The 13,585-nt window shown below is 47.6% G+C and carries 7 protein-coding genes; 5 read left to right on the top strand and 2 right to left on the bottom strand.

Annotated elements, in window-relative coordinates:
• Nucleotides 1-147 precede the first annotated feature (147 nt).
• From DR864_RS18490 to DR864_RS18470, 5 genes are all read left to right on the top strand, one after another.
• Complete coding sequence (locus DR864_RS18490; RefSeq protein ID WP_229599595.1) at nucleotides 148-3,366, top strand: amidohydrolase family protein; 3,219 nt, start codon at nucleotides 148-150, stop codon at nucleotides 3,364-3,366.
• A 141-nt stretch (nucleotides 3,367-3,507) separates the two neighbouring features.
• Nucleotides 3,508-4,236 carry a hypothetical protein gene (locus tag DR864_RS18485; protein WP_162793940.1) on the top strand — a complete coding sequence of 243 codons (729 nt, stop codon included), beginning with the start codon at nucleotides 3,508-3,510 and terminating at the stop codon, nucleotides 4,234-4,236.
• A complete protein-coding gene (locus DR864_RS18480) occupies nucleotides 4,233-7,004 on the top strand; it encodes a TonB-dependent receptor (protein WP_114068351.1) in 2,772 nt (923 codons plus the stop codon). Before DR864_RS18485 ends, DR864_RS18480 begins: the two co-directional genes overlap by 4 nt.
• A gap of 21 nt (nucleotides 7,005-7,025) precedes the next feature.
• Nucleotides 7,026-8,144 (top strand): DUF4249 domain-containing protein, encoded by a 1,119-nt coding sequence (locus DR864_RS18475; RefSeq protein ID WP_114068350.1) that lies wholly within the window; start codon nucleotides 7,026-7,028, stop codon nucleotides 8,142-8,144.
• A gap of 28 nt (nucleotides 8,145-8,172) precedes the next feature.
• Nucleotides 8,173-10,566, top strand: coding sequence for a hypothetical protein (locus tag DR864_RS18470; protein WP_205319128.1), 2,394 nt, complete (start codon nucleotides 8,173-8,175; stop codon nucleotides 10,564-10,566).
• A 142-nt stretch (nucleotides 10,567-10,708) separates the two neighbouring features.
• Here the strand turns inward: DR864_RS18470 and DR864_RS18465 are convergent, their stop codons facing one another.
• Nucleotides 10,709-11,968, bottom strand: coding sequence for a dipeptidase (locus DR864_RS18465; RefSeq protein WP_114068349.1), 1,260 nt, complete (start codon nucleotides 11,966-11,968; stop codon nucleotides 10,709-10,711).
• A gap of 111 nt (nucleotides 11,969-12,079) precedes the next feature.
• Entirely contained in the window at nucleotides 12,080-13,540 is a 1,461-nt protein-coding gene (locus DR864_RS18460) for a SusD/RagB family nutrient-binding outer membrane lipoprotein (protein WP_114070357.1), read from the bottom strand.
• Between the last annotated feature and the right edge of the window lie 45 nt (nucleotides 13,541-13,585).

The following is a 13,585-nucleotide window of genomic DNA, read 5'->3' as shown; positions in this document are numbered from 1 at the left end:
CAACTTGCCATTACCGTACATTAACGTTATTTTTGAGAAACTTTGGTTCGCCAATCTTTAGCATACATTTCATCATTCCAAGCCCCTTTTCCCTTGAAAAAAACCGCTCCCCTCGCCCTTGCAGCGGCCTTGGCCGTTTGTCAGGCCATGGCCCAAAAACCCAAAGAAACTTGGGATGTTTCCAAACCTCAGGGTCCTTCAAAAGAAGTAAAATTCACTACCAATGAAGGTACATGGATGAACCTCGACGTCAGTCCCGATGGCAAGGAAATCGTCTTTGACCTACTCGGTGACCTCTATACGCTGCCAATCGGGGGCGGTGAAGCCAAACTACTGGCGGGCGGATTGCCGCTGGAGATACAGCCGCGCTACAGCCCCGATGGTAAGCGCATCTCTTTTACAAGCGACCGAGGCGGCGGCGACAATATCTGGACCATGAAACGCGATGGCTCAGACCTGAAACAAATTTCCAACGAAGATTTTCGATTGCTCAACAATGCCGTTTGGACACCCGACGGGCAGTATCTCATTGCGCGTAAGCACTTTACGGCATCACGCTCATTGGGGGCGGGCGAAATGTGGATGTATCACGCCAGCGGTGGTACGGCGGGATTGCAGTTGACCAAACGTAAAAACGACCAACAAGACGCGGGCGAGCCCTGTGTTTCTCCCGACGGTCGCTACGTGTATTTCAGCGAAGACATGAGCCAAGGCCCTTTCTTTCAGTACAACAAAGACCCCAACGGACAAATTTATGTCGTTCGTCGTTTTGACCGCCAAACAGGAGCCTTAAAAAATATTGTGACAGGCCCCGGCGGTGCGGTACGGCCGCAGATTTCGCCCGATGGTAGGCAATTGGCGTTTGTGCGACGTGTGCGCACCAAGTCAGTGTTGTACATTCATGACTTAAAAACAGGCGAAGAATTTCCCGTTTTTGACCAATTGAACAAAGACCAGCAGGAAGCGTGGGCCATCATGGGCCTTTATCCCAACTACGACTGGACCCCCGACGGCAAAGACATCATCATTTGGGCCAAAGGGAAATTATTTCGGGTCAACATAGCCACCGCGAAAGCCACCGAAATTCCGTTTACGGTCAATGCCAGCCTGACGGTACAGGAAGCGGTTCGTTTTCCGCAAACCGTTTTTATACCCACGTTCCAATCTAAAATGATTCGCCACGCCCGAACCTCACCCGACGAAAAAACCTTGATATTCCACGCGGCGGGCTATCTCTACAAAAAATCCCTGCCCAACGGCACACCCGAACGCCTCACTGCCGCCACCGACGTGTTTGAATACGAACCAACGTTTAGCCCCGACGGAAAGTTTTTGCTTTACACCACTTGGAATGATTCGTTGACGGGCAGCATCCGAAAGTTGAATCTGACCAATAACTCCATTGAAACACTGACAACCGAAAAAGGCTTTTACCAAACACCATCGTTCTCGCCCGACGGCTCCAAAATCGTTTATCGAAAAGGAACGGGCAACGGCTACATGGGCTACGCCTTCGGCAAAGAACCCGGATTATACCTCATGCCCGCCACTGGCGGCGAAGGAACCTTGCTCCGCGACAGCGGCGAAGAGCCGCTCTTCAACGCCACTGGCGACCGCATTTTCTTTCTGGAAGACGGGCAAACCAAATCCTTTAAAAGCGTAACCCTGAGCAATACCGACGAGCAAACCCATTTTAGCTCCCAATACGCCACTAAGTTTGTTCCCAGCCCCGATAACAAGTGGATTGCCTTTCAGGAATTATTTCATCTCTACATCGCCGCCTTCCCCGCCACGGGCAAAGCCATAGATTTATCAGGCAATACCAAGGCATTTCCCGTTTATAAAGTCACGCGCGACGCTGGCGATTATTTGCATTGGTCCAACGATAGCCAAAAACTGCACTGGACCATCGGCCCCGATTATTTCACACGCTCCGTACAACAAAGCTTTTTGTTTGTAGAGGGGGCGCCCGAAAAACTGCCCGCTATTGATTCCACGGGCATTCCCATTGGGCTCATGCTTTCGACCGATGTACCCAAAGGCATGGTCGCTTTTAAGGGCGGTACCATTCTGACCATGAAAGAAAACGCCCAAGGGCAGTTGGAAGTAATTAAAAACGGAACACTGGTTGTTGACGGCAACAAAATCGTGGCCGTCGGTGCGGCGGGAAAGGTTAAAATTCCCGCTGAAGCAAAAGTCATTGACGCTACGGGGAAAACACTGATGCCTGGAATCATTGATGCCCACGCGCACATCGGCACAGGCAACGAAAAATCGGCGCAACAGCAGTGGTCGTATTTTGCCAATTTAGCCTACGGCGTCACCACCGTTCACGACCCATCATCCAATACCGAAATGGTCTTTAGTCAATCGGAAATGGTAAAATCGGGGCGGATGATTGGACCACGTATATACTCCACAGGAACTATTTTGTACGGAGCAGACGGCGATTTTAAAGCCGTGGTAAACAGCCTCGACGATGCGCGTTCGCATTTACGTCGGATGAAAGCTGTGGGAGCATTTTCGGTCAAAAGCTATAACCAACCGCGTCGCAATCAACGCCAGCAAATCATTCAGGCCGCCCGCGAACTGGGCATGTTGGTCGTTCCAGAAGGTGGGTCATTCTTCAACCACAACATGACCATGATTATGGACGGTCACACCACCATTGAGCACAATATTCCCGTTGATCCCATTTATAAGGACGTGGTATCTTTGTGGAGCAACAGCAAAACGGGCTACACACCCACGCTGATTGTGAGTTTCGGCAGTGTTTCGGGCGAATATTATTGGTACCAAAAAACCAATGTTTGGGAACAATCTCGACTGTTACGCTTTACTCCCCGCTCCATCGTCGACAGTCGCTCGCGCCGCCGCGAAATGCTGCCCGACGACGATTTTGGCCACTTTGGTAATTCACAAACTGCAAAAAAACTGACCGATGCAGGCGTCAGTGTTCATTTGGGAGCCCACGGACAATTGCAAGGCTTAGGTGCGCATTGGGAACTCTGGATGCTAGGTCAGGGCGGCATAACTAATCTGCAAGCGCTCAAACAAGCCACCATCGGCCCCGCTAAAACCTTGGGCTTGGACAAAGAAATTGGCTCGTTAGAAGTTGGTAAATTAGCTGACTTGCTGGTCCTTGATAAAAATCCATTGGAGAATCTTCGCAACAGTGAAAGCATAAAGTACGTAATGGTAAACGGACGCTTGTACGATGCCGAAACCATGACTGAAACGGGCAATTATAACCGCCCCCGACAGAAGTTTTTTTGGGAAAACAATCGCTACAATGCCGCTTTTGAGTGGCATGCCGAAACCCGCAGTTTCGGGGCTATCCGTTGCATTTGCCAAGGGCGTCAGTGATAAGTAAAAAAGCAAAAGTATTCTTCGTAGAAAGGGCTATCAAGAATACTTTTGTAGCCCTTAAAACCGTGAAAATCAAAGGAGTAAAATAAGTCATCAAAGTGCTTTCTATTTTTATTAAAACTGCATTATTCACACCACATGCAAAAATTTTTATTCCTTCTTACAGCATCCCTTTGGATGAGTTTGTTGGGTCGAGGTCAAGGCGCAGATACAAGCACCATTGCTAAAAATGCGGCAAACTCGCCATTGGCCCTTTATCAGGCGGCAACGATTTATTCTCCGCATTTATACAACGGTCCCCGCTATCATATTTATGACAGCCGCTCGAAAGAACATCAGTTTTTTCAGGTCGAAGATTGGCAAAAAGGCTCAGTGCATTACGACGGGCAGTTGTTTGAGAATGTTTCCCTCCTTTATGACATTGTAAAAGGCTACGTAGTGGCGCGGCATCCAGAACGCTCAGGACTGGTACAGTTACAAAGCGAACGAATCCGCTATTTTTCAGTCGCCGAAAATCATTTTATCAGAATAGAAAAAAATGAAGAAAAAGGGATAGAAGTACCTACGGGGTTTTATCAGCTTTTGTACGACGGAGAAACGCAAGTGCTTGCTCGGCGCATAAAAGAACGACAAGAGCAGATTGAGAACAATAAAGTGACGGTTTATTTTCCTCCAAAAAACTTTTTTTACATCAAAAAAGACGGGGTATATCACCTAATTCGCTCAAAAAAAGCCGCCCTCAATCTCTACAACGACCGTAAAATTGCGCTCCGAAAAGCGCTCCGTGAAAACCGAATCAATTTCCGAAAAGCCCGTGAACAGGCGCTGGTACAGATGGCCACTCAGTATGATAAGCTACGCCCATGAAACACTCTTTACTCTTTACAACCCTCCTTTTCTCGCTCACATTTTCCGCTTTGTTGGCCCAAACAAAGGCAGAAAAACGTCTAACCGTGGATTTAAACGAGGCGCGCTTTGGCCAATTTGTCAAAGAAGCCGAAGCGCAAACTGGACACTATTTTTACTACGATGCCTCGCAACTCGACAGCCTAAAAATCACCCTGCAAGTCAAAGACCAAACGTTGGTGTCGGTGTTGGTGCAGGTATTTAAAGACACCGAATTTAAGTTTTCAATTGATGACCAACAACGGGTATTTGTGACATCGGGGCAACCACTGATTACGCAACTGCCCAACGACCTGTTTAACCTGAATACGCCCAACAAAGAGTCGGATCAAAATCAATACATAGCGCCAACTTCGGAAGAACAAGACAAGCTACTATCGACCGCCGAGAGTAAACTCTACAATATCGGTGCCCAACGACAACGCATCACTGAAGGAAAATCGACGGTTTCGGGCTACGTCCGAAATGCCGTGACGGGCGAGCCTGTCATCGGCGCGGCAGTCTACATCGAATCACCTTCTGTGGGGGTTTCTACCGACGCACTAGGGTTATTTTCTCTGACCATGCCGCGCGGAAAGCAAACGCTCAAAATCAAAAGCATCGGAATGCGCGATACCTACCGGCGCATCGTGCTGTATGGCGACGGCAAACTCGACATCGAAATGCAAGAAAGCGTGACGGCTCTGAAAGAAGTATCTATCACTGCTGGCCGCGACGTCAACATCGCAGGAACTCAGATGGGGCAGGTGAAGCTCAACATCAAAACCATGAAACAAGTACCTACGGCATTTGGCGAAACCGATTTGCTGCGCACCGTGCTTACCTTGCCAGGCGTAAAAGCGGTCAGCGAAAGCAGCGTAGGGCTCAACGTTCGCGGGGGTTCTACCGACCAAAACCTCATTCTCTTCAATGACGCCGTGGTCTATAATCCTTCGCATTTGTTTGGGTTCTTTTCGGCCTTCAACCCCGACGTGATTAAGGAAGTAGAATTGTACAAAAGCACCATCCCGTCCAAATACGGCGGGCGACTTTCGTCAGTGTTGGAAATCAACAGCCGCGACGGCAACAAGAAAAAATTCGTCGGCTCGGGTGGCATTGGCCTTCTGACTGGGCGTTTTGCCATCGAGGGGCCGATTATAAAGGAAAAAAGTTCGTTCATTCTGGCCGGACGCTCTACGTATTCTAATTGGGTACTCAAAAAACTGGAGAATGCTTCGTTCAGCCAAAGTACGGCTTCTTTTTATGACGTAAATCTTCACGTTAACCACGAAATTAACCAAAAAAACAGCCTTTCGCTGATGGGTTATTTGAGTAAAGATAAGTTCCGCTTTTTTGGTGATACGGCCTATTCCTACCAAAATCAATTGGCTTCGCTGAAATGGAAACATACGTTTAATCCCAAGTTTTACAGCGTTTTTACGACTGCTTACAGCCGCTACCAATACGACATCGGCAGCCAACGGGTGCCCACCGCTGCGTTTGATTTAAAATTTGACATCAGCCAATCCACTGCCAAAGCCGACTTTACTTATTTCTTACACCGTCAGCATACGTTAGATTTTGGGGTCAATACCGTTTATTACAAGCTGTACCCAGGCTCGTTGCGGCCATCACATCCCGAGTCCCTGCTGATTTCTGACGTGATGGAATCCGAGCAAGCCATCGAAAGTGCCGTGTACCTAGAAGACCGATTTGACGTAAATGCCCGACTTTCATTGAGCGGCGGGATTCGTTTTTCATTGTTCAATTACCTTGGCCCCAAAACCGTCTACACCTATACGCCCGGCCTCCCGATTGAAAAGATTTACAGTGACGGCAGCCAAACCTACACCGCAGGCCAAAACATCAAAACCTACCAAGGACCCGAATACCGGGTTTCGGCGCGGTATTTGGTTAACAACAGCACTTCGGTCAAAGTGAGCTATAACACCACGCGTCAGTACATTCATTTGCTTACAAACACGATGGTGATGTCACCGACCGACATCTGGAAATTGAGTGATTCGTACATTAAGCCGCAGCTGGGCAGTCAATTGGCCGCGGGGGTGTACCGTAATTTGCGAGGCAACAAACTGGAACTTTCGGTCGAAGCCTATTACAAAAACATTCAGAATTTTCTGGACTACAAAGGCGGTGACTCGCTTATTCTGAATCATCGTGTTGAAACTGCCGTGATTTCAACCACGGGAAAAGCCTATGGAATTGAAGTGATGCTGAAAAAACTGACGGGCAAACTCAACGGTTGGGTAAGCTACACGTACGCCCGCTCACTGTTGCGCGCCAACGACCGCACCTCTTCCGACGCGCCCAACAAAGGCAATTATTATCCGAGCAACTACGACAAACCGCACGATTTTACCCTAGTCAGCAATTATAAGTTTTCGCACCGGTTCAGTCTCTCTTTCAATTTTACCTACAGCAGCGGCCGACCATATACACCGCCCATCGGCAAATATATTTTGGAAGGCGTACCGCGTATTTACTACGCCGACCGCAACCAATTCAGAATTCCTGATTACTACCGCGTCGATTTCTCGATGAACATTGAAGGAAATCACAAAATCAAAAAGCTGGCACACAGCTCTTGGACCTTTGCCATCTTCAACGTATTAGGCCGTAAAAACCCGTCTTCCGTTTATTTTAGAAGCCAAAACGGCGTCGTAAAAGGCTATATGTTGTCCATTTTCGGGCAACCGATTCCGACCGTTACGTACAATTTTAGATTTTAGCCAACATCGTTATTGATTCTTATGAAAACCCTCTTATCTCTTATCGCAGTGGTTGTCAGTCTGGTGATGTTGGACGGCTGCGTTTTGCCATTTACCCCGCCTGAAGTTACGGCGGCCGACCGTTTTTTAGTCATCGATGGATTTCTGAACACAGGCGGTAAAGACAGCAGCCGCATTACGTTGACCTACACGCAGTTGGTGTCCAACAAAAACTCCTTCACGCCCGAGCTACGCGCCCAAGTGATTGTGGAGGGCGACAAAGGCAGCACTTTTCTCTTTACTGAAATTGGCAAAGGGCTTTACAGATTGGCCCCCAGAACTTTTAACCTCGCCGAAAATTTCCGAATCAGGGTTAAAACTACGGGTAAAAAAGAATTCCTTTCTGACTATACAACCCCTAAACAAACGCCGCCGATTGATAGCATTACGTACAAAATAGCCGCCGACCGAAGCTCCCTCCAAATCAACATCAACACCCACGACCCGCTCAACAAAACGCGTTTTTATCGCTGGAAATTTGAAGAAACTTGGGAGTACAACATGCCGCTTTATTCGCTCTATGAAATAAAGAACAATGCCATCATTGACCGCCTTCAAAACATTAACACCTGCTGGCGTACCGAAACCCCTTCCACCATTTTGCTTGGCTCCACCATCAAACTCACCCAAGATGTGATTCGGGATGCGCCTATCACCCACATTCCCGCCTCGGCTGGCAAGTTGCTCATCAAGTATAGCATCATTGTTAAGCAATTCGGATTGACACAGGAAGGCTATGAATATTGGAACGCGCTCGCCAAAACCACCGAAACAACGGGCGGTTTATTTGACTCGCAGCCTTCGCAAATCACCGGAAACATTAAATGCACCACCAACTCACAAGAGCTTGTTTTCGGCTTTTTTAGCGCAGGCGTACCGCAAGAAAAACGTATTTTCTTGTCACCCGCTTTGGGGATACCTCAATCGTGCCAACCACTCGATACCCTGAGTATTGCGGACGCCATCAAAGCCCAAAGTTTTCTACTTACACAATACTGGGCAGATGGTGCCCGGGTTCCTGAGTACATCACCGGTGACCCTGGCTGCGGAGATTGTCGCACCAAGGGCGGAAACACCACCCGTCCAAGTTTTTGGCCATAATGCTGTTATGATAAATTCCCCCGCCTCCATGAATCCTTTCTCATTCTTAAAAAAAACAGCACTTTGGGTGAGTCTTTTGACCCCTACCCTTGGCGTTGGACAAAGTAAATCACTATCTCAGCAGCTTGTTCAATATAACCAACAGGCCGTGCAGGAAAAAGTATTTGTCCACCTCGACCGACCGCTGTATTTAGTGGGTGAAACGATGTGGTTTAAGACTTTTTGTCTGGATGCTTCGTTGCATACACCATTAGACATGAGCAAAGTAGCCTATCTGGAAGTACTAGACCGCGACCATAACCCAGTGTTACAAACAAAAATTGCCTTGGACGGTGGCAAGGGTTTCGGCTCAGTTTTTATTCCGCCTTTTGTCGCAAGTGGGCAGTATTCGGTGCGTAGTTATACCCACTGGATGAAAAATTTTAGTCCCGATTTTTATTTTGAATCCACCGTCAGCATCGTTAATCCGTTCAGCAAACCTAGCCTTTCGTCCGCTCCAAAACCTACGCTTGCTTACGATTTGCAGTTGTTTCCCGAAGGTGGAAATCTGGTACAGGGGCTGGAAAGCAATGTGGCCTTTCGCGCCGTGGGTCAAGATGGCAAAGGGATAAAATTCAGGGGAAGTATCGTCAATCAACAAAATGATACGGTTGCCCATTTTGAACCTTTGAAGTTCGGCATTGGCACGTTTTCCTTTACGCCCAAAGAAGGCGACGCCTACCGTGTACTGCTCCAGGATGCAAAAAGACAATGGTTTACGTATACTCTACCAACCATCAAAACGCAGGGCTATGTAATGCAGGTTAAAGAATCGACGTTGGCGCTAGAAGTCACGGTTTCGGCACCTACCCAAACCAGCACTTCGGAAGTTTACCTCTTGGCCCATACCAAATCTGTTCCAAAGGCAACGGAAAAGAAGGCTCTTACCAGTGGAAAAGCAACATTTGCGCTTCCTAAAAGCGCATTAGGAGACGGCATTACGTCCATCACTATTTTTGACGAAAACCAAAAACCCGTTTGTGAACGGCTCTATTTTAAACGCCCCACGCAACCGCTCCTTCTCTCGGCCCAACCCGATAAAAAGCAGTACAATACGCGCGAAAAAATCAATCTTGAACTCACGTCTTCCCTCAAATCAAACACGCCCACCGTGGCCGATTTGTCGGTTTCGGTATTTTTGATAGACTCCCTACCCACCGAAGACCCGCCCCTGATTGATACGTATCTGGCCCTGACCTCCGACCTAAAAGGAACCGTTGAGTCGCCCTCTTATTATTTTATCAATTCAGGACAGGAAGTTGACCAAGCTCTTGATAACTTGATGCTTACCCACGGATGGCGACGGTTCAATTGGGAAGATATTGATAAGAAAGTAATCTATAACCACCTTCCCGAGCAGGGTGGGCATTTTGTTTCGGGAAAGGTTGTACATACCCAAACGGGCTTGCCCGCCCCGTATGTTGCCACCTATCTTTCCGCTCCAAGCAAGCGGCCGCAGCTGTTTGTATCACGCAGCGACACCGCTGGTCGGATTTCGTACGAGGTGAAACACTTTTTCGGGACAAAAGAAATCATTGTCCAAACCAACACCCAGTACGACAGTACCTACCGCATCGAAATCAATAGTCCTTTTTCCGATAAAATCTCGTCGTATTCGCTCCCTCCGTTTGCCTTTGATGCTGGCTGGAAAAACGACTTGCTGACAAGAAGCATCAATATGCAGGCCCAAAACGCATTTTTGCCCAAATCGGCACTGCAAACCACAACGGGCGAAACCGATACGCTGGCTTTTTACGGCATCCCCGACGAGAAATATTTCCTAGATGCTTTTACCCGTTTTCCGACGGTAGAAGAGGTTTTGCGTGAATATGTACCGGGCGTGGGCGTTCGCAAACGTCGCGGCAAATTCTATTTTTTAGTCTTTGATAAACTGCAACCAAGCGTCTTTTTTGAAGAAGACCCACTTATGCTGGTTGACGGCGTGCCCGTATTTGATACCGACAAAATCATGGCGTTTGACCCGCTAAAAATCAAAAAATTGGAAGTAATTACTGGGATTTATTACTTGGGGCCGATGGCTTTTTCGGGTATTGTGAGCTTTTCTACCTATAAAGGAGATTTGGCGGGCTTCCCTCTCGACCCACGGGCATTGGTGCAGTCGTACGAAGGTGTTCAAGCGAAAAAAACATTTTATGCGCCCGTCTATGATACCCCCGAACAACAGAAAAGTCGCACTCCTGATTTAAGGAACCTATTGTTTTGGGCACCGCAGGTCATCACGGATGCTCAGGGTAGACAATCGCTCAGTTTCTATTCATCCGACCAATCAGGCACCTATAAAGCCGTCATTCAGGGGATGACTGAAAATGGTTTCGTAGGCAGTAAAACCTTTACATTTGAGGTAAAAAAATCGACATTGTGAAACTTCCCAAATCTCTAAAACTTGGGAAGTTTTCATCAAAATTCCATAAAAAAGAGTCGGGCAAGTGCTCGACTCTTTTCGTTTCAGATTGTTGTGAGTGTAAATTAACGGTTAAAGGTATCGGATTTTAATCAGTTTATGCTTATTTGAGACTTAATTCGCGCGTTTTTCCTTTTTCAACGGCCTTCATCACGCGGAAGAAATTACCACTCCAGATTTTTTCAATGTCTTTTTTAGAATAACCCCGACGCACCAATTCGATGGTCATGTTTTCGTATTGGCTCACATCGAAGCAGTCTGCCAATGCGCCGCCGCCGTCAAAATCGGCCCCCATGCCCACGTGGTCAATGCCGATTACCTTCACGATGTGGTCGATGTGATCGATGGCGTCTTTGACGGTAGCCAACTGAATCGGGTATTTTTTATTCAATTCCATAAAATCGGCGCGCGCTTTTTGCTGCTCCGCCTCTGGCAACGTCATCATTCCACGGCGGTCTTTGATGCTGTATTTTGCGTATAGTTCTTTCAGCGCACCTTCTCTTTCGGGGCTTGGCGGAATGGTCTTGATATAATCGCTCAACAAGTTTAATTGAATCACCCCGCCATTTTTAGCCAATGCTTTGAGCATATCGTCGGTGAGATTACGCGGGTGATTACAGATGGCCTTTGCGCCAGAATGCGTTGCCACAACAGGCACTTTAGACTGCCGAATCACGTCATAAAACGTAGAGTCTGATACGTGCGACACATCGATAATCATACCCAAACGGTTCATTTCTTTGACCACTTGCTCACCCAATGGGCTTAACCCTTGGTATTCGGCCCCTTTGGGGTCCGTCGAGGAATCGCAAATATCGTTGTTACTTGAATGGCAAAGCGTCATGTAACGGGCTCCCAAATCGTAAAATTTCTGCAACATTGGTAAATCATGCCCCATAGCATAGCCATTTTCTACCCCGATAAAAATCACCCGTTTGCCTGTTTTTCCAATGCGGTAGGCATCTTCGGGCGTGGTAGCGAGTTCGGCCAATTCGCTCGTTTGTTTCAACGTGGTATTGACCGCATCAAAAATACCCAAAGCACGTTTTTTGGCTGCTTCGTGGGCTTCGGACGTACGCGGTCCTTGACCTAAATAAACGGCAAAGAAAATAGCATCTAATCCTCCGCGTTTCATACGCGGATAATCTACTTTGCTATTGCTGGTACGGGCGTCATTGTCTTTGGTAATGTCAAACCCACCACGAGAGAGCAACATCGGCGTGTCGGCGTGGGTATCTACGGTAAAAGCTTTTTCGTGAATTTTCTTCGCTTTTTTCAGCAAAGCGGCATCGTCCTGTGCTGCCACCGATAAGGCCGTAAATGCAAAACAGGAAATGAGTGTAAATTGGTTAAGGGTCTTCATTGTGATGATTTGTTTAAGTAAGGAGTTAATCAACAGTTAAGCGAGAAGCTGAAGGAGAATAAACCATTCCCGCAACTGCTCCTCGCCGCCCGGCAGACCACCCGAGTATTTTTACTTTGCAATCCAGAGCTTCAACTTCATGTCGTTTGCTCCTCCTTGTTGTTTAAGTGCGGCGCTAAAGTTAGTATAGTTCAGCGATTCTTCAGAACCTGGGTACGGCAAACGCGTCGGAATCACACCTCCGTTTACGTTGATCACCGCAGGCTTCAAAGCAGGAATTCCCGTGCGTCGAAACTCCGTCCATGCTTCAATTCCCTGCCCGTACAAAGCAATCCATTTTTGTTCCATGATTTGCGTATACCCGTCTGCGCCCGTTTTCAACGCGTTGGCCGCCAAATAATCAGCACCTACCGTCAATTTATACTGCGTGTGCGAAGCCGTAATGGCATTGGTATAATTGGCCGCGACATCGCCCGCCGCCGTAATTCCTTTGTAAGCCATTTCTGCTTTGATAAACAGTAATTCCGAGTAACTCAAAATAACACCAGGAGCGGTGGCACTCACAAAATAAGCGCCTACTTTTGAGGTTTTTGATAAACCCAAGGTGTTGGCATCGGCATTGGAAAGACCGTTCGGAACACCTTTATAATCACCACCATCGGCTGGCTTGTCGGCATAAACAGCCAAACGTGCATCTTTCATTGCCGCCAATTTGTTCACAATCGTAGCGCTCACGCGGTGGTCATCGCGGGTTTTTCGGTTTTGATTGATGGGATTGTTATTGTTGGTTGCATCCAGATAATTAAGTTGAATGTTGTCGGCATTAGACTCAATGACGGGATATTTAGCGGGGTCACCCAAGATACGAGCGATTTCGGTTTTAACATCCATTGCCGCATCGGCTTTACTCAGCATCCGGTTAAGCAGACGCAAACTCAACGAATTAGCAAATTTCTTCCAACGGGTCAGGTTATTGGCAAAAAGAATATCGCCCGCAATGGCTTTGGATTTATCGACAGCGTCAATCATGTCATTGGCCGCCTTCAACTCCTTGATGATACCTGCGTATACCTCCTTTTGGGTATCATATTTGGGTTGTAAAACACCCTCTAAGCCTTGAAGTGACTGCGTATAAGGAATATCCCCGTAAATATCGGTCAACAATGAATAAACCCAAGAGCGCATAATCATGGCTACTGCCTGATAGTTGGGGTTTTTTGTGTCAACGCCTAGCTTATAAATCCGCTGGTAGTCGGGCAATGCCTCCACGTGGAAGGTTTGCCATGCGCCGCTGTACACATCGCTGGAGATTGAATACTGGTCGATGTCGGTGTATTGGATACGCGCCCAATATTGGGGAATCAAATTGCCAATATCCATCCCCAACGATCCGCCCCAATAGGCATCAACGGCACTTTGAATACCGTGCGGCAAAAACAAGTCGGCCGTGGCTACCGAAGGTGCATTGGGATTGGTATTGATTTCGTCAAATTTATCCGTACAAGCCGTGACGCTGAGCATGAGTGCAGCAGTGAGGGCTTTATAGCGAAAAGAGTGAAATATATTTTTCATGTGAATGTTCATTTTGAGATTTATTAGAAGCAAACCAACAAGCCT

The organism is Runella rosea, from assembly GCF_003325355.1.
In the GTDB taxonomy this organism is placed as follows: domain Bacteria; phylum Bacteroidota; class Bacteroidia; order Cytophagales; family Spirosomataceae; genus Runella; species Runella rosea.
This window is presented reverse-complemented; position numbering and strand designations above follow the sequence as displayed.

Excerpts from the sequence above, each read along its gene's own strand:
- DR864_RS18490 (WP_229599595.1), top strand. The coding sequence starts at position 148 with ATGGCCCAAAAACCCAAAGAAACTTGGGATGTTTCCAAACCTCAGGGT.
- DR864_RS18485 (WP_162793940.1), top strand. The coding sequence starts at position 3,508 with ATGCAAAAATTTTTATTCCTTCTTACAGCATCCCTTTGGATGAGTTTG.
- DR864_RS18480 (WP_114068351.1), top strand. The coding sequence starts at position 4,233 with ATGAAACACTCTTTACTCTTTACAACCCTCCTTTTCTCGCTCACATTT.
- DR864_RS18475 (WP_114068350.1), top strand. The coding sequence starts at position 7,026 with ATGAAAACCCTCTTATCTCTTATCGCAGTGGTTGTCAGTCTGGTGATG.
- DR864_RS18470 (WP_205319128.1), top strand. The coding sequence starts at position 8,173 with ATGAATCCTTTCTCATTCTTAAAAAAAACAGCACTTTGGGTGAGTCTT.
- DR864_RS18465 (WP_114068349.1), bottom strand. The coding sequence starts at position 11,968 with ATGAAGACCCTTAACCAATTTACACTCATTTCCTGTTTTGCATTTACG.
- DR864_RS18460 (WP_114070357.1), bottom strand. The coding sequence starts at position 13,540 with ATGAAAAATATATTTCACTCTTTTCGCTATAAAGCCCTCACTGCTGCA.